This is a genomic window from Microbacterium sp. A93, from assembly GCF_051842835.1.
In genome coordinates this window covers 427,816-444,408 of sequence record NZ_JBPXMT010000006.1, presented here as the reverse complement: position 1 = coordinate 444,408, position 16,593 = coordinate 427,816, and the positions used below count along the sequence as shown (strand labels likewise).

The following is a 16,593-nucleotide window of genomic DNA, read 5'->3' as shown; positions in this document are numbered from 1 at the left end:
CAAATCGGCGTTTCCGGCGATTCCCCGGGTCAGAACCGAAGTCCCAATCCGCTACATCCGGACCCCCAAGCCACCGCCTCAGCGACTGACTCGTTGCTCCGAAGCAACTTTTATAGCTTAGAACCTTGTTTCCTTCTCGTCAAATCGGCGTTTCCGGCAATTTTTTGTTCAGAAAATCATCAGTTCTTTAGTTATTTCCATCTAGGAATAGGTGCCGGCCACAAAGGGACTCAAACACATCTTCGCTACATGATCCGCACATCATGCGGGCCACTGACGTTACACCGTTGAGGGCGCAGTAGTCTAGGCCTGCATTTCAGTTCGGGGTTGGCCACCGTTTTCCCGCTTTCGCGGCTGGCGACTTGAAGAACTATACACACGGATCCACGGGGTGGCAAAACCGGCGAAGGGGCCGCTGCGGAGCCGCTGAATCCGCGTGATTCCGGGGTTTTCATCCCCCGGGCGGCAGCTTGGCCTGACGACTGTGAGGCAGGTCTCCCCCGCTGGATCGGACCGGTAGGCCGCCAGTGCTCTGCCGGTGCGGGGCGCGGTCCCCATCCTGTCAGCTGAGGCTGCACTCCGGCGGGCAAAAAGGGGCACCCCCGGGGATGTTCACCTGACCGTCATGCGGTGGTCAGATGCTCGTCCACGGGGGTGCCCGGATGCTCGGCGGTTGCGGCGATCAGTTCGTCAGGTCCACCAACGCCATGTTCTTCTTCCCACGGCGGATCAGCAGGTACTTGCCGTGCAGCGCGTCCCCGGTGCCGAAGACGGCCTCCGGGTCGGCCACCTTGACGTTGTTGACGGAGGCACCGCCGTCCTTGACGGTGCGGCGCGCCTCCGACTTGGAGGACGAGAGCCCGGTGGCCACCAGCAGGTCCACGATGCCCACGGGCCCCCCGGCACCCAGGCCGGCTGCCGCGGTCGGCAACTCCGCGGTCGCCGCCGCGATGGTGGGCTCATCCACGCTGGTGAGGTCGCCCTGGCCGAAGATCGCGGCGGAGGCACTGATGACCTTGCTCGTGGCGTCCTCTCCGTGCACGAGCGAGGTCACCTCCCACGCGAGCGTCTTCTGCGCCTGACGGCGGAACGGCTCGTCCCGCACCGCGGACTCGAGGTCCTCGATCTGCGCTCGGTTCAGGAAGGTGAAGACCTTGAGCCGGTCGATCACGTCAGCGTCCGCGGTGTTGAGCCAGAACTGGTAGAAGGCATACGGCGAGCACATGCGGGCGTCCAGCCAGATGGCGTTGCCCTCGGACTTGCCGAACTTGGTGCCGTCCGAGTTGGTGATCAACGGGGTGCCGATGGCGTGGGCCGAGACCCCCTCCACCTTGCGGATCAGGTCCGTTCCGGACGTCAGGTTGCCCCACTGGTCCGAGCCACCCGTCTGCAGCACACAGCCGTAGTCCCGGTAGAGGTTCAGGAAGTCCATGCCTTGGAGCACCTGGTAGGAGAACTCGGTGTAGGAGATCCCCTCATCCGAGTTCAGGCGCGTGGCCACCGTCTCCTTCTTGACCATGGTGCCCACCCGGAAGTGCTTGCCGATGTCCCGCAGGAAGTCCAGGGCACTGAGCTGGCCGGTCCAGTCCAGGTTGTTGACCATCCGGGCCGCGCTGTCCCCCTCGAAGGAGAGGAAGCGCTCGATCTGCCCGCGCAGGTACCCCACCCACTCCGTGACGGTGTCCCGGTCATTCAGCACCCGTTCCGCCGTCTGCCGCGGGTCCCCGATCAGGCCGGTGGAACCGCCGACCAGTCCCAGCGGCCGGTGGCCGGCGAGCTGGAGGCGACGCAGCACCAGGATCTGCACCAGGTTGCCCAGGTGCAGCGACGGGGCCGTCGGGTCGAAGCCGCAGTAGTACGTGATCGGGTCACCGGCGAGCAGTTCCTCCAGCGCGGACTCGTCCGTGGACACGTGCACGAGCCCGCGCCATTGCAGCTCGCGCCAGATGTTCTCGAACGATGGGTCATTGCTCTGGCCGGCCAGAGCCGGGTTCACGGCGCCGGGGCCGGTGGACGTGCTGGTCACGATGGAGTGCCTCTCAGGGGAATCGACAGGGTGAAGATCAAGGAAGGAATCAGGGCCCGACGGCGGACGGCCGGCTACCCCAGGCCAGCGGGCAGTTCGCCCGTGGTCACCACGCGCAGGGTCTGGGTGGAGCGGGTCATCGCCACATAGAGGTCGCCGACGATGCCGCCGGCCTCCTGGACGATCTCGGCCGGCTCGAGCAGGACCACCGCATCGAACTCCAGCCCCTTGGCCTCGCCCGGGGTCGTGGCCACGATGTCCTGGCCGAGCCCCCCGCCGCCTGCACCGACGCGCTCCCCATAGGTGGCGCGCAACAGCTCGGCGACCTCACGTTCGAGGGATACCGGCGCGATCACGGCGAGCAGGCCGCCGTCGATCCTCTCCAGATCCTCGGCGATGCCGGCCAGCAGGGCCGCCTCCCGCTCGGGCCCGGAGACCCGGGTCACGGTGGGCTCCCACTCGCCCTCGCGGACCGCCTGCGGGGTGGACACCGGCAGGCCGGCGGCCTGGGCCACCTTAGCGGCCAGTCGCGTGATCCTGGCGGGCGTGCGGTAGTTCACGGTCAGCTCCTCCAACCGCCAGCGCTCCTGGACGAAGGGCTCGAGCGCCTCGGCCCAGGAGGTCACGTTGGCGGCCGAAGAGGCCTGGGCGATGTCCCCCACGATGGTGAACGACTTCAGCGGACACCGGCGCATCAGCAGCCGCCACTGCATCGGCGACAGCTCCTGGGATTCGTCCACCACCACGTGGCCATAGGTCCAGGTGCGGTCCGTGGAGGCCCGCTCGGCCGCCGGGACGTACTGGTCTGACGCCTGGTTGGCATCAACGAGGGCCTCCGCGGAGACCACCCCGTCCACGCCGAAGTCCTCGAGCATGGCGTGCACGTTCGTCAGGGTGGCCTCGGCATTGGCCAGGTCCCGCTTGCGGGCGGCCTTCTCATCCGCCTGGGTGCGGCCCGCGGAGGCGTCCCACTCCCCCAACAGCTCGGCGGCCTCGTCCAGGAGGGGGACGTCCGCCTCCGTCCAGGGGGCGTCGGCGGCCCGGAGCAGGCGGCGGCGGCGCGTGGAGCTGAGGAACGGGGCCGCCCTCTCGAGGTGTTCGGGTTTGGAGAACAGATCCGTCAGGAGCTTCTGGGGGGTCAGCGGCATCCAGCACAGGTTCAAGGCGACGCGCACGTCCCGGGAGGTGCGCACATCCTCGGTGAGGTAGGAGCGATCGATGTTGTTTCCCGCTCCGGAGGATTTCTCCAGCTTGTCCTTGAGCTGATCCGCCAGTTCCCGGACCATGATCTTCACGAAGGTGGCGCGGGCCTCGTTGTGCGGTTTACCCGTGGCCCGGGCACGGTCCTGCGCCCGGCGGACCTGCTTGGGGCGGATCGTCAGCACGGTGCCCCCCACGTCCAGCTGACGCGGTCCCGCCGGGACCCGCTGGCGATTGGCGACGGCGCTGGCCATCACGTCTGCCATGAACAGCTGGCCCTTGATCTGGGCGATCCGGCGGTCCGTCTCGGGGACGGCCTGGATGCCGGGCATGAGCCGGCCGAGCGAGGACATGACCACGCCGGTCTCCCCGAGGGAGGGCAGCACGCGGTCGATGTACCGCATGAAGGACTGGGAGGGGCCCACCAGGAGCACCCCGGCGGTCTTCAGCCGGTCGCGGTGGGTGTAGAGCAGGTAGGCCGCCCGGTGCAGCGCGACGGCGGTCTTGCCGGTCCCCGGTCCCCCTTGGACCACGAGCACACCCTTCAGGGGCGAGCGGATGATGGCATCCTGCTCCGACTGGATGGTGGCGACGATGTCCCCCATCTGGCCGGTGCGCCGCGCCGTGACGGCCGCCAGCAGGGCTCCGGGGCCGTGATGCACCGAGGAGTCGTCCAGCAGGGTGGCATCCAGGACGTCGTCCTCGAGGTCCACCACCGTGCGACCGCGCAGCATCAGGTGGCGGCGGCGGCGCACCCCGAGCCGCTGGTGGGCCGTCGCCTGGTAGAACGCCCCGGCCTCCGGCGCACGCCAGTCCACCATGAGCCGGAGTTGGTCCTCATCCGTCAGGCCGATACGGCCGATGTAGCGCTCGTCCCCGCCGTCCAGGTCCAGGCGACCGAACACCATCCGGTCGTCCACGGCATACAGCTGGGCCAGGCGGTCCTCATAGAGCGTGGCGAAGGCGTCCCGCTCGGAGACGTTCTGCACGGATCCCTGCGGCCCCTCCCGGCGGACCCGGGCCAGCTGGTCCTCCTTCTCGGCACGCAGTTCGTCCAGACGCTCATAGAGCCGGGCGACGTAGCCGCGCTCATGCTCCAGTTCGGTTTGGTGGACGGGAACCACATCAGTCATGCCTGGCACACCTTAGGACTATCGATGGTGCCCGTGCAGGGTCCGACGAATCCGCCAGAACCCCCAGGCACCTCGGAACGAGTGACCATCCATGGTACAGCCGTTGGGATGAACGAAATGTTAATGGGGCCTAGTCAGCCACGGCGCCGGGGCTTCGCCGCCCGGTAGGTCGAGACCGAAGGCTCGTCAGGGAGCCAGAACCGCCAGGGGAAGTCCGCGGTACCACCGGGACCGGAGACCCCGGTGCGCGGGCCGCTCAGGGTGCCGGGCCGGCGTCGTGCCCGGAGCCCGGAGAGCCACACGCCGTCCGGGACCTCGGCACCGGCAGCGGGCTGGAGAACGGATCGAGGGGCCGGGCCGCCCAGCAGTACGGAGCCGTCATCACCGGCCCCCAGGCCCAGGCATTGGGCCAGCCGGGCCGGGCCGGAGGCCAGCCGAGGCCCGCCCGGCGCCCGGGGTCCGCGCCGCTCGGTGGCGGCCTCCAGCCCGGCGGTGACCTCCCCCGCCCGGATCAGGACGGCCGAGCTGGACCCCGGAGTCCCGCAGACGATGTTCAGGCACCAGTGCATGCCGTAGGTGAAGTACACGTAGATGAAACCCGGTGGACCGAACATGGTCTCGTTCCGCGCGGTGCGGCCCCGGTAGGCGTGCGAGCCCGGGTCCAGGGCCCCCTCATAGGCCTCGACCTCCGTCAACCGCACGCTCACCGCGGCCCCGGCACGGGCCACGGTGAGCGTGGACCCGAGCAGCAGCGGTGCGGCGCGCAGTCCCCCGCGCTCCAGCACCGGCCAATCCGAGAATTCGCCGGCCGGGCCCGCCGGATCGTCTGGACCGGTCCCCGTCAGCTCGCCACCACTCACGGCAGGACGGAGGAATCCCCGAAGGCGCGGAGCGGGGCGAGCTGGCGCCGCAGCTCGGCCAGCTGCGCCTCGACCGCCTCCGGTGCGGTGCCGCCCTGGGCGTTGCGCGAGTTCAACGAACCGGACGTGGACAACACGGTGCGCACCTCGGGCGTCAGCGCCGGGGAGATCGCCGCATAGTCCTCGTCCGTGAGGTCCCACAGCTCGACGCCGCGCGACTCGGCCACCCGGACGGCCTCGCCGGAGAGTTCATGGGCGTCACGGAAGGGCACTCCGGAGCGGACCAGCCATTCGGCGATGTCCGTCGCCAGCGCGAAACCCTGCGGCGCCAGCTCCGCCATCCTGGACGTGTTGAACGTCAGGGTCGCGATCATCCCGGAGACCGCGGGCAGCAGGAGCTCCAAGGTGTCCGCCGCGTCGAAGACCGGCTCCTTGTCCTCCTGCAGGTCACGGTTGTAGGCCAGAGGCAGGCCTTTGAGGGTGGCCAGCAGACCGGTCAGGTCACCGATCAGGCGGCCCGACTTGCCCCGTGCCAGCTCCGCCACGTCCGGGTTCTTCTTCTGCGGCATGATCGAGGACCCGGTGGAGTAGGCGTCGTCCAGGGTGACGAAGCCGGCCTCCTTGGTGGCCCAGAAGATGACCTCCTCGCTGATGCGGGACAGATCCACGCCCACCATGGCGCAGACCCACGCGAATTCGGCGAACACATCACGGGCGGCGGTGCCGTCGATCGAGTTCCACGCCGCGGAGGAGAAGCCCAGCTCGGCGGCCACCGCGTTCGGGTCCAGCCCCAGCGAGGAGCCGGCCAGCGCACCGGAACCATACGGGGACACGGCGGCACGGCGATCCCAGTCCACGAACCGCTCCACGTCCCGGGTCATGGACCAGGCGTGGGCCAGCAGGTGGTGACTGAGCAGGACCGGCTGGGCGTGCTGCAGGTGGGTCCGGCCCGGCATGGGGGCATAGGGGTGCGCCTCCGACTGGGCGATCAGCGCGTCCACCGTATCCAGCAGCCGGGAGGCGATGAGCCGGGCGTGGTCCCGCAGGAACATCCGCCCCAGCGTGGCGATCTGGTCGTTGCGGGACCGTCCGGCCCGCAACTTCCCGCCCAGCGCAGGTCCGGCCCGTTCGATCAGACCACGCTCCAGCGATCCGTGCACGTCCTCATCCGTCTCCGCAGCCACGTAGGCCCCGGAGACCACGTCCGCCTCGAGCGTGTCGAGCGCCGCCAGCATGCCGGTGAGCTCGGCCTGGTCCAGCAGGCCGGCCGTGTGCAGGACCCGTGCATGGGCGCGCGAGCCGGCGATGTCATAGCGGGCCAGCCGCCAGTCGAAGTGGGTGGACTTGCTGAGGGCGGCGAGGGCATCCGCGGGACCGCCGGCGAACCGGCCGCCCCACAGGGAGCCCTCATTCGTGCCGTGGCGTTCGGACACGGCTCAGGCCCCCGTGTTCCCGGCGTTCCCGGCGCTGTTCTTGTTGCTCAACCGGGCGACGTCCTCGAGGGAGTCCACCGAGCTGCCGCCGGCCACCCGCAGGTCGCGCTCGGTGGCGACCTTGGAGGACAGGCCGAAGATGTCGATGAACCCGCGAGCCGAGGACTGGTCGAACGCGTCGCCCTCGTCATAGGTGGCCAGGTTGAAGTCATACAGGCCGGTCTCCGAGCGGCGGCCCTGCACGGTGGCGCGGCCGCCGTGCATCTCCATCCGGATGTCCCCGGAGACGTACTTCTGGGACTCGTCGATGAAGACGTCCAGGTTCTTCTTCAGCGGGGAGAACCACTGGCCGTCATAGACGATCTCGGTCCAGCGCTGGTCCACGGACTTCTTGAACCGGGCCTGCTCGCGCTCCAAGGTGATGTTCTCCAGCTCGCGGTGTGCCGTCATGAGGGCCATCGCGCCCGGCGCCTCATAGATCTCGCGGGATTTGATGCCCACGAGGCGGTCCTCGACGATGTCCACCCGGCCGATGCCCTGGGCACCGGCACGGCGGTTCATCTCCTCGATGATCTGCAGGGCGGACAGGGAGCGGCCGTCCAGGGCGGTGGGGATGCCCTGCTCGAAGGTCACGGTCACCACGTCCGGAGCCGGCGGGAAGGCCGGGTCATCGGTGTATTCGTAGACGTCCTTGGTGGGGCCGTTCCAGATGTCCTCCAGGAAGCCGGTCTCGACGGCGCGGCCCCAGACGTTCTGGTCGATGGAGAACGGATTCTTCTTGGTGGTGACGATCGGCAGCTCGTTGCGCTCGGCGTATTCGATCGCCTTGTCCCGGGTCAGGGCGAGGTCGCGCACCGGGGCGATGCACTTCAGGTCCGGCCCCAGCGTCTGGATGCCGACCTCGAAGCGCACCTGGTCATTGCCCTTGCCGGTGCAGCCGTGGGCCACGGTCGAGGCACCGAACTGGCGGGCTGCGGCCACCAGGTGACGCACGATGACGGGGCGCGAGATGGCGGAGACCAGGGGGTACGCGTCCATGTAGAGGCCGTTGGCCTTCAGGGTGGGCATGCAGTACTGCTCGGCGAACTCGTCCCGGGCGTCGGCCACGTAGGCCTCGACCGCGCCGCAGTCCAAGGCACGCTGGCGCACCGTCTCCAGGTCCTCGCCGCCCTGGCCCACGTCCACGGCCACGGCGATCACCTCGGCACCCGTGGCCTCGGCGATCCAGCCGATGGCCACGGACGTGTCCAGTCCGCCCGAGTAGGCCAGGACGATGCGATCTGTCATTGCGTGCTCCTTAAAGATTGCCTGCGTGGCCGCCCGAGGTCGGGACGGCCGCTCCGCTCTATGCAGCAGTCTACATATTTATGCAGGATTGCCGAAGCCGGATCCACTCACGTCGTTCCCTCACCGTAATCTGGTGGAATGACAAGCGATACCCCAGACGCCACCCCAGAGCTGACGGACGAGCAGCTGGACTTCCTCAACTCCCTGTTCGACCTGGCCCGGGAGGGCGATGCGGACCAGTTGCTCCCCGTGCTCGACCAGGGGGTGCCGGTGAACCTGGCCAACCACAAGGGCGACACCCTGCTGATCCTGGCGACCTACAACAACCACCCGGCGTTGGTGAAGGCGCTGCTCGAGCGCGGCGCCGAGGTCAACCGGCTCAACGCGCGCGGACAGTCGGCACTGTCCTGTGCGGTGTTCATCCAGAGCGAAGAGTCCGTCCGGGCCCTGCTCGCAGCCGGCGCCGACCCAGACGAAGGCCCGGTCAGCGCCCGAGCCGCCGTGGAGATGTTCGGGCTGGAGTCCATGCGCACCCTGCTGGACACACCATGAGGGCACCATGAGAATCTGCACGAGGATTTGACGTTATCGTTCTGATGCCTTTCACTAGTCCTAGTCCTGCTTCGTGATCTTATCGTGATCTAGCAGGAAGCCTGCGGAGCTCCCCCACCTGCACCGTCCCTTGGGAGCCCCGCGCCGTGAACTCCATCGCGGACGGCGGACGGTGCTGCATGGACGGTCGGGGACGGCCTGAGCAGTGGTGGGCCGAAACCCTCAAACACCATGCAGAAGACCTCCACTGCCACTCAGTCCACCCGCGGCACCATCGTCCGCCGCTCCGCCGCCGGCCTCGCCGGCCTGGCTGTCGCCGGCGCCAGCCTGACGGCGCTGTCCGCCCCTGCCACCGCCGCCCCGGCCTCCAGCTGGGACGCCCTGGCCCAGTGCGAGTCCGGCGGAAACTGGTCCATCAACACCGGCAACGGCTACTACGGTGGCCTGCAGTTCTCCCAGCAGTCCTGGAATGCCGCTGGCGGCTCCGGCAGCCCGGCCAACGCCTCCAAGGGCGAGCAGATCCGCGTGGCCGAGAACCTGCTGTCCATGCAGGGCTGGGGCGCCTGGCCCGCCTGCTCCGCCAAGCTGGGCCTCTACGGCAACGGCGGCAGCGCGCAGGTGACCAGCCAGTCGTCCGAGTCCTCGACCCAGACGAAGCAGGCCCCCAAGAAGCAGGCCGCGCCGAAGCAGCAGGCACCGAAGAAGCAGGCTGCCCCGAAGCAGCAGGCCCCGGCCCAGCAGGCTCCGGTTCAGGAGGAGCGCGCCTCCTCCGTCTCCCCGGTGGAGAAGTCCGAGGAGACCATCACCGTCCAGGCCGGTGACACCCTGTCCAAGCTGGCTGACGCCAACGGCGTCGAGGGCGGCTGGGAGGCCCTGTACGCGGCGAACACCGACGTGGTGTCCGACGCCAACCTGATCTTCGTCGGCCAGACCCTGCACCTGCCGGCCTGATCCATCTCGACGCATCGCGTCACCACCGGTTGAGCGGCCCCGGCGGGCCGTGACCGGACCAGTAATGCGCTGGATGGGGAGCACCCCCATCCAGCGCATTCCTGTCTCTGCCCGGCGGCCGATAAGGTGTCAGCAGCAGATTTCCCGCCGGATCCCGCCGTGCCTGCCGTGCCCGCCGGGATCGCGGCGCCGGGGCATCCAGAATCTTTCCTCAGGGGGACACCATGACACTGACCAGCACCTCCACACGGACGTCCCGACGTCTGTCCCGCCCCAGGCCGCACCACCGCCGGACCCCACGCGTCCTGGCCCTGACCGCGTTGGGTGCCGCCGCGGCCCTGGGTCTGGGCGCCTGCGCCGGATCCGGTGTGCCGGACCTGCAGGAGGTGTGGCCCGAGGCCTACGCCTCGATCGAGGACGCCTCCTCCGTGGCGGTAGACGGCAACGTGAGCCAGGGCGGCCAGGATACAACGGTCAAGTTTGCTGGTCAGATCGACGACTCCTCCTACGCCGGCAGGGTCTCCATGAACGGCGTGACGATCGAGATCATCGGCAACACCGAGCACGCCTATATGAAGCCCAACACGGCCTTCTATGAACAGAACGGCGGCGCCCAGCTGCAGGACATGGTGGGTGACAAGTGGCTCCGGGTGTCCGCCGGCGAGGGCGTATTATCCATGTCCACCCTGTGGGAATCCATCTTCAGGGACATCCCCGAGGGTGACGAATTCAGCAATTCGGACTACACCTCCGAGAAGGTGGAGCTGGACGGCGAGCAGGTCTACAAGTACACCGTCAGCAACGAGGACACCGGCAAGCCGGTCAGCGTCTATCTCTCGCAGGACAACCGGCTGCTGCGCGTCGAGGCCGAGGCCGGCGCCACGGACGAGGCCTCCGGCGACCCCTCCGGTTCCGCCTCACCCTCGGCGTCCGAGTCCGCTGCCTCCGACGCCGCGGCCGAGTCCGGCATAGGCACCATGGATTTCGAACATTGGAACAGCGTTGGGCCAGCCGAGATGCCGGCCGAGGACGAGGTCTTCGCCGTCCCGGCGATGTAGCCCCCGGCCCTCGCGACCGAGAGGGACTATCCCGCGTACTCGAGGAAGCGGCCGGCCACGGCGACCCCGCCGTCCGGCGCGCGGGTGACGATCATGATCGTGTCATCGCCGGCGATGGTGCCGAGGATGTCCGGCTGGCGTGACTGGTCGATCACGCTGGCCAGGAACTGCGCCGCGCCGGGCGGGGTCCGCAGGATCACGAGATTGGCACTGGACTCGGCCGCCACCAACAGGTCGCGACACAGGCTGGACAGGCGACCCTCCACGGCCTCCGGCGGCCGGCGGCCGGCCAGCTCTCCGGTCACGGGGCCTTCCGGCGGCACGGAGTACACCAGCTGGCCGCCCACCCCCCGCACCCGGTAGGCGCCCAACTCCACGAGGTCCCGGGACAGGGTCCCCTGCGTCACGGAGACGCCCCGGTCCCCCAGGGCCGCGAGCAGCTCCGCCTGGCTGTGCACGTCCGTGTCCGCGAGCACGTCCTTGATGGCGGCCTGACGGGCGGTCTTGGTGGACGGCGTGCTCATCGGGCGGCGCTGTCCGGAGCGGTCGCCAGGCCGGAGCGGTACAGCAGCCAGGCAATCAGGGCCTTCTGGGCGTGCAGGCGGTTCTCCGCCTCGTCGAAGACCACGGACTGCGGGCCGTCGATGACCTCGGCGGAGACCTCGAACCCCCGGTACGCAGGCAGACAGTGCAGGAAGATCGCGTCCGGCGCCGCCTTCCCCATGGCCTCGGCATCCACCGCGTAGTCGCGGAACAGGGACTGCCGGGCCTCCTTCTCGTCCTCCTGTCCCATCGAGATCCAGGTGTCGGTGACCACCACGTCCGCCCCCTCCAGGGCCTGCGCCGCGTCCGTGGTCACCAGCACCGATCCCCCGGTCTCGGTGGCCCGGGCCTCAGCGGCCGCCACGACCCCTGCCTCGGGCAGGTAACCGGACGGTCCGGCGATCCGGACGTGCATCCCGGCCGTCACCCCGGCCAGCAGGTAGGAGTTGGCCATATTGTTGGCCGCGTCACCGAGGTAGGTCATGACCAGACCCTCGGTGCGGCCCTTGTGCTCGCGCACGGTCAGCAGGTCCGCCAGCAGCTGACAGGGGTGGTAGTCATCCGAGAGCGCGTTCACCACGGGCACGGTGGCGTGCTCGGCCATCTCCTCCAACCCCGATTGCGCGAAGGTCCGCCAGATGATGACGGAGACCATACGGGACAGCACCTGCGCCGTATCGGCGATGGACTCCTTGTGCCCCAGCTGCGTCTCCCCCGGGTTGATGATGAGCGGCTGTCCGCCGAGATCGGCGATGCCCGCCGCGAAGGACACCCGGGTCCGGGTGGAGGTCTTGTCGAAGAACACGATTCCCGTCTGCGGCCCGGCCAATGGACGGTGCCGGTACCTCTCGGCCTTCATCGCCTGGGCCAGGTCCAACACCTCGGACTGCTCGGTCGGGGAGAGATCCGTGTCGACCAGGAAGTGCCGGAGGGCCGACGCCGTAGCGGCTGCGGGGGCCGGGGTGGTACTGGTGCTCATGCGCTCTTCTCCTGCGTCGGGGCGGCTGTGGTCGGTGCCGGGGCACCCTGCACCAGGGCGGACTCCAGGAGGGAGGGCAGATCGGCGACCAGCTGGTCGGCCTCCGGCTGGCCCAGCACCAGCGGCGGTGCCAGCCGCAGGGTGGAGGGCCCGGTCGCGTTCAGCAGGTAACCGGCCTCCAGACCGGCACGGACCAGGGCAGGCGCCAGGCCGCCGTCGGGCACGGGGTGTTCAGAACCCGCCGGGACGGTCACGTCCACCCCGATCAGCAGGCCGTACTGGCGTACCGCGCTCACACCGTCCACCGCCCGCAGGGCTCCGGCGAGCCGGGCACCCAGGGTGCGGGCATGCTCCAGCAACCCCTCCTCCACGATGGTGTCCAACACCGCCAGGCCCGCAGCCGTGGCCACTGGGTTCCCGCCGAAGGTGGTGCCGTGCTGACCCGCCGTGAGCAGCTGCGAGGCCCGGGGCCCGAAGCTGAGCAGGGCCCCGATGGGGATGCCCCCGCCGAGGCCTTTGGCCAGGGTCATGGCATCCGGGACCACGGGGTCCTGCTGGCCGGTGACGGCCGGGTTCTGGTGCGCGAACCAGGTACCGGTGCGGCCCGTGCCCGACTGCACCTCGTCGAAGATCAGCAGGGCACCGTGCCGGCGGGTGAGATCCCGGGCGGCCTGAAGATAGCCGGCGGGCCAGCCGTGCACCCCGGATTCCCCCTGCACGGGCTCGATGACGACGGCGGCCACGGTCTCGTCCACCGCCGCTTCCAGCGCGGCGACGTCCCCGGCCGGGAGGAACTCGATACCGCCGGGCAGCGGTTCGAAGGGCTCCCGGTAGGCCGGCTTCCAGGTCATGGCCAACGCCCCCAGGGTGCGGCCGTGGAAGCTGTTCTCCAGGGCGAGGACCCGCGTGCGGCGTCCGGAGGGGTCCTCGTGGCCGTGGCGGCGGGCCAGTTTGAGGGCCGCCTCGTTGGCCTCAGAGCCGGAGTTGGCGAAGAACACGGTGGATCCCTCGGGGGCGTCCGCCAGACCCAGCAGCCGTTCCGCCAGACCGATCTGCGGTTCCGAGGTGAAGAGGTTGGAGATGTGGCCCAGGGTGCCCAGCTGCCCGGTCACGGCACGCAGGAGCGCGGGATGGGCGTGGCCGAGGGAGTTGACGGCGATCCCGCCGAGGAAGTCGGTGTACCGCCGGCCGTCCGCATCCCAGACGTGCACGCCCTCGCCACGGACCAGGACGCGGCTGGGGGCGCCGAAGACGCCGGTCAGGGCGGAGGTGTAGCGGTGCAGCAGGGTCTCGTTGGACCCGGCGGTTCTCTTCTCAGTCATCATGCTCCCGGGAGGTGGTGGTCATCCGGCAGGACCTGGGTGCCCACGCCGGCGGTGGTGAAGATCTCCAGCAGCATCGAGTGCGGCTCGCGGCCGTCCACGATGTGGGCCTGCGGCACGCCGCCGTCCACGGCCTTCAGGCAGGCCGCCATCTTCGGGATCATGCCGGATTCCAGGGCGGGCAACAGCTCGCGGAGTTCTGCCGCGCCGAGGGAGGAGACGAGCGAGGTGCGGTCCGGCCAGTTCGAGTAGAGCCCCTCGACGTCCGTGAGGACCACGAGTTTCGAGGCCCCCAGAGCCACGGCCAGGGCGGCGGCGGCCGTGTCCGCGTTGACGTTCAGCACGTCCCCGGTCGGCTGCCCGCCGGAGTCGACCTCCGGGGCCACGGAGGAGACCACCGGGATCCGCCCGTTGTCCACGAGGTCACGGATGGCCGTGGGGTTGACCCCGGTGACCTCACCGACCAGTCCGAGGTCAACGGGCTCACCGTCCACCTCGGTGCCGGTCCGTCGGGCCCGGAAGAGGGCCGCATCCTCGCCGGACATCCCGACGGCGTAGGGCCCGTGGCTGTTGACCAGGCCCACCAGCTCGCGGCCCACCTGGCCGGTGAGGACCATCCGGACCACGTCCATGGCCTCGGCGGTGGTGACGCGCAGCCCGCCGGCGAATTCGGACTCGATGCCGAGCCGGTCCAGCATGGTGTTGATCTGCGGGCCGCCCCCGTGCACCACCACGGGGTGGATGCCGCAGTGGTGCAGGAAGACGATGTCCTCGGCGAAGGCACGGCGCAGCTGCTCCGAGACCATGGCGTTGCCGCCGTACTTGATGACCATGGTGGTGCCGGCGAAGCGTTGGATCCACGGCAGCGCCTCGATCAGCACGGCGGCCTTGGCCGCCGGGAGGAACGGGGTCTCAGGGGATTCAGTCACGGCGGCGCTCAGCTCGAGTAGAAGGAGTTCTCATGCACGTAGTCGTGCGTGAGGTCGTTGGTCCAGATCGTGGCCGAGGCCTCACCGGCGTGCAGATCGATCACCACGTGAACCTCGCGTCCGGTGAGGTCCACCAGCTCACGGTCCTCCCCCACGCCGGCGGCACGGCAGACCTGCACCCCGTTGAAGGTGACGTCCAGTTGGTCCGCGTCGAAGGGGGCCACGTCCTCCGGCACGGTGCCGACCGCGGAGATCACCCGGCCCCAGTTGGGGTCCTGGCCGAACACGGCCGTCTTGAACAGGTTCGAGCGGCTGACGGCACGGGCCACCGCCTCGGCTGCCTCCTCCGTGGTGGCGTTGACCACCTGGATGGCGATCTCATGGGCCGCGCCCTCGGCATCCCCGATCAGCTGCCGGCACAGGTCAGCGCACACCGCGCGCAGCCCCTCCTGGAATTCGCCCGCCTCGGGAACGGTGCCGGAGGCGCCGGAGGACAGCAGCACCACGGTGTCATTGGTGGACATGCAGCCGTCCGAGTCCGTCCGGTTGAAGGTGGTCCGCACGGCCTCCCGGAGGGCGGCGTCCAGTTCCGCGGGCGCGAGCACCGCATCAGTGGTGATCACGCACAGCATGGTGGCCATCCCCGGGGCCAGCATGCCGGCTCCCTTGGCCATGCCGCCGATCAGGTACCCCGGGCCGTGGTGCACCGCGTTCTTCGGGTGGGTGTCCGTGGTCATGATCGCCTCGGCGGCGGCGTTCCCGCCGTCCTCGTCCAAGGCGGTGACCCCCGCGGCCACGCCGGGCAGCAGCCGGTCCATGGGCAGGGGGATCCCGATCAGCCCGGTGGAGCACACCACCACGTCACCGGCGGAGACCCCGAGCAGCTGCGCCGCATGCTCCGCGGTGGCATGGCTCTGCTGGAATCCCTCCGGCCCGGTGGCGGCATTCGCACCGCCGGAGTTCAGGACCACGGCATCCACGCGGCCGTCGGCGAGGACCTGCCGGGACCAGCGGACCGGAGCGGCGGCCACCCGGTTGGCCGTGAACACCGCGGCGGCGTGAGAATCAGGACCGTCATTCACGACGACGGCCACGTCCGGTTTGCCGGTCGACTTCAGTCCGGCGACCACACCGGAGGCGCGGAATCCCTGGGCGGCGGTGATGCTCATGGCGCGGTCCCCTGCTGGTTCAGGCCCGTCTGCTCGGCGAAGCCGAGGGCGATGTTCATGGACTGGATGGCGCCGCCGGCGGTGCCCTTGGTCAGGTTGTCCAGGGCGGCGGAGACGATGACGCGGCCGGCGTGGGCATCCACGGCCAACTGCATGACCACATGGTTGGAGCCCAGCACGGACTGCGTGGTGGGCCACTGCCCCTCGGGCAGCAGGTGCACGAAGGTCTCGTCCGCGTAGGCCTGCTCCCAGGCAGACCGGAGCTGGCCGGCGTCGACCCCGGGTTTGATCCGGGCGGTGGCGGTGGCGAGGATGCCGCGGGGCATCGGGGCCAGGGTCGGCGTGAAGGAGACGGTCACGGGCTGGCCTGCCGCCTGGCTGAGCCCCTGTTCGATCTCCGGGGTGTGGCGGTGTCCGCCGCCCACGCCGTAGGGGCTCATGGACCCCATGACCTCGCTGCCGAGCAGGTGCGGCTTCAGCGACTTCCCGGCCCCGGAGGTCCCGGAGGCCGCCACGATCACCACATCCTCGGGCTCGAGCAGCCCGGCGGTGAAGCCGGGCGCCAGCGCCAGCAGACAGGTGGTGGGATAACAGCCGGGCACCGCGATGCGGGAGGCCCCCGCCAGCTGCTGACGCTGGCCGGGCAGCTCGGGCAGGCCGTAGGGCCAGGTGCCGGCGTGGCCGGGTCCGTAGAACCTCTCCCAGACCTCGGCGGACTCGAGCCGATGGTCCGCGCCGGCGTCGATCACGAGCGTTCCCGGCGAGCGCGATTCGAGTTCTGCGGCGATCGCGCCGCTGGCGCCGTGGGGCAGGGCCAGGAACACCACGTCATGGCCGGAGAGCACCTCCGCGGTGGTCTCCTCCAGGACGCGGTCCGCCAGTGCATGCAGGTGGGGTTGGAGCGCACCCAACCGTTCCCCCGCATTGGAGTGTGCCGTGATGGCACCGATCTCCACCTCGGGGTGGGCAAGGAGGAGACGCAGGACTTCTCCCCCGGCATATCCGCTGGCACCGGAGACGGCAACTGTGTGACTCATGGACCCATCCTAGGGTAAATATGCAGTCGTGCCAATATTTATGCATACGGGGGCGGCCGGACCTGACGGCTTGCCGGTTCATCCTCCTGCCACCCGGCGTCCGCCGTCACGCCA

Annotated in this window: 14 protein-coding genes; 3 read left to right on the top strand and 11 right to left on the bottom strand. The window is 69.6% G+C overall.

What is annotated here, in order from left to right; all coding sequences use genetic code 11:
• Nucleotides 1–682: 682 nt before the first annotated feature.
• The 5 genes from tyrS to ACSU1G_RS17605 form a co-directional block, all read right to left on the bottom strand.
• Entirely contained in the window at nt 683–2,026 is a 1,344-nt protein-coding gene (gene tyrS / locus ACSU1G_RS17625) for a tyrosine--tRNA ligase (protein ID WP_439281267.1), read from the bottom strand.
• A gap of 74 nt (nt 2,027–2,100) precedes the next feature.
• Entirely contained in the window at nt 2,101–4,359 is a 2,259-nt protein-coding gene (locus tag ACSU1G_RS17620) for a HelD family protein (protein ID WP_439281266.1), read from the bottom strand.
• Between the two features lie 134 nt (nt 4,360–4,493).
• Nucleotides 4,494–5,219 carry a DNA-3-methyladenine glycosylase gene (locus tag ACSU1G_RS17615; RefSeq protein ID WP_439281265.1) on the bottom strand — a complete coding sequence of 242 codons (726 nt, stop codon included), beginning with the start codon at nt 5,217–5,219 and terminating at the stop codon, nt 4,494–4,496.
• A complete protein-coding gene (gene argH, locus ACSU1G_RS17610; protein ID WP_439281264.1) occupies nt 5,216–6,652 on the bottom strand; it encodes an argininosuccinate lyase in 1,437 nt (478 codons plus the stop codon). The genes ACSU1G_RS17615 and argH overlap by 4 nt, the downstream gene beginning before the upstream one ends.
• A 3-nt stretch (nt 6,653–6,655) precedes the next feature.
• Nucleotides 6,656–7,939: an argininosuccinate synthase gene (locus ACSU1G_RS17605; protein ID WP_439281263.1), complete on the bottom strand. Its 1,284-nt coding sequence runs from the start codon at nt 7,937–7,939 to the stop codon at nt 6,656–6,658.
• Nucleotides 7,940–8,077: 138 nt separating this feature from the next.
• On the opposite strand from ACSU1G_RS17605, the gene ACSU1G_RS17600 reads away from it, so the two are divergent.
• From ACSU1G_RS17600 to ACSU1G_RS17590, 3 genes are all read left to right on the top strand, one after another.
• On the top strand, nt 8,078–8,491 hold the full coding sequence (locus tag ACSU1G_RS17600; protein ID WP_439281262.1) for an ankyrin repeat domain-containing protein: 414 nt from the start codon (nt 8,078–8,080) through the stop codon (nt 8,489–8,491).
• A gap of 231 nt (nt 8,492–8,722) precedes the next feature.
• Nucleotides 8,723–9,442 (top strand): resuscitation-promoting factor Rpf, encoded by a 720-nt coding sequence (gene rpf / locus ACSU1G_RS17595; RefSeq protein WP_439281261.1) that lies wholly within the window; start codon nt 8,723–8,725, stop codon nt 9,440–9,442.
• Between the two features lie 224 nt (nt 9,443–9,666).
• On the top strand, nt 9,667–10,500 hold the full coding sequence (locus ACSU1G_RS17590; protein WP_439281260.1) for a hypothetical protein: 834 nt from the start codon (nt 9,667–9,669) through the stop codon (nt 10,498–10,500).
• Nucleotides 10,501–10,526: 26 nt separating this feature from the next.
• On the opposite strand, the gene ACSU1G_RS17585 is transcribed toward ACSU1G_RS17590, so the two are convergent.
• The 6 genes from ACSU1G_RS17585 to argC are packed head-to-tail and all read right to left on the bottom strand — an operon-like array spanning nt 10,527 to nt 16,479.
• Complete coding sequence (locus ACSU1G_RS17585) at nt 10,527–11,024, bottom strand: arginine repressor (RefSeq protein ID WP_439281259.1); 498 nt, start codon at nt 11,022–11,024, stop codon at nt 10,527–10,529.
• A complete protein-coding gene (gene argF / locus ACSU1G_RS17580; RefSeq protein ID WP_439281258.1) occupies nt 11,021–12,022 on the bottom strand; it encodes an ornithine carbamoyltransferase in 1,002 nt (333 codons plus the stop codon). The genes ACSU1G_RS17585 and argF overlap by 4 nt, the downstream gene beginning before the upstream one ends.
• Nucleotides 12,019–13,344, bottom strand: a complete 1,326-nt coding sequence (locus tag ACSU1G_RS17575; RefSeq protein ID WP_439281257.1) for an acetylornithine transaminase — start codon at nt 13,342–13,344, stop codon at nt 12,019–12,021. The genes argF and ACSU1G_RS17575 overlap by 4 nt, the downstream gene beginning before the upstream one ends.
• The gene (gene argB, locus ACSU1G_RS17570; RefSeq protein ID WP_439281256.1) at nt 13,344–14,273 is read right to left on the bottom strand and encodes an acetylglutamate kinase; all 930 of its coding nucleotides are present in this window, start codon (nt 14,271–14,273) and stop codon (nt 13,344–13,346) included. Before argB ends, ACSU1G_RS17575 begins: the two co-directional genes overlap by 1 nt.
• 8 nt (nt 14,274–14,281) lie before the next feature.
• Entirely contained in the window at nt 14,282–15,442 is a 1,161-nt protein-coding gene (argJ, locus tag ACSU1G_RS17565) for a bifunctional glutamate N-acetyltransferase/amino-acid acetyltransferase ArgJ (protein ID WP_439281255.1), read from the bottom strand.
• Nucleotides 15,439–16,479 (bottom strand): N-acetyl-gamma-glutamyl-phosphate reductase, encoded by a 1,041-nt coding sequence (gene argC / locus ACSU1G_RS17560; protein WP_439281254.1) that lies wholly within the window; start codon nt 16,477–16,479, stop codon nt 15,439–15,441. The genes argJ and argC overlap by 4 nt, the downstream gene beginning before the upstream one ends.
• Between the last annotated feature and the right edge of the window lie 114 nt (nt 16,480–16,593).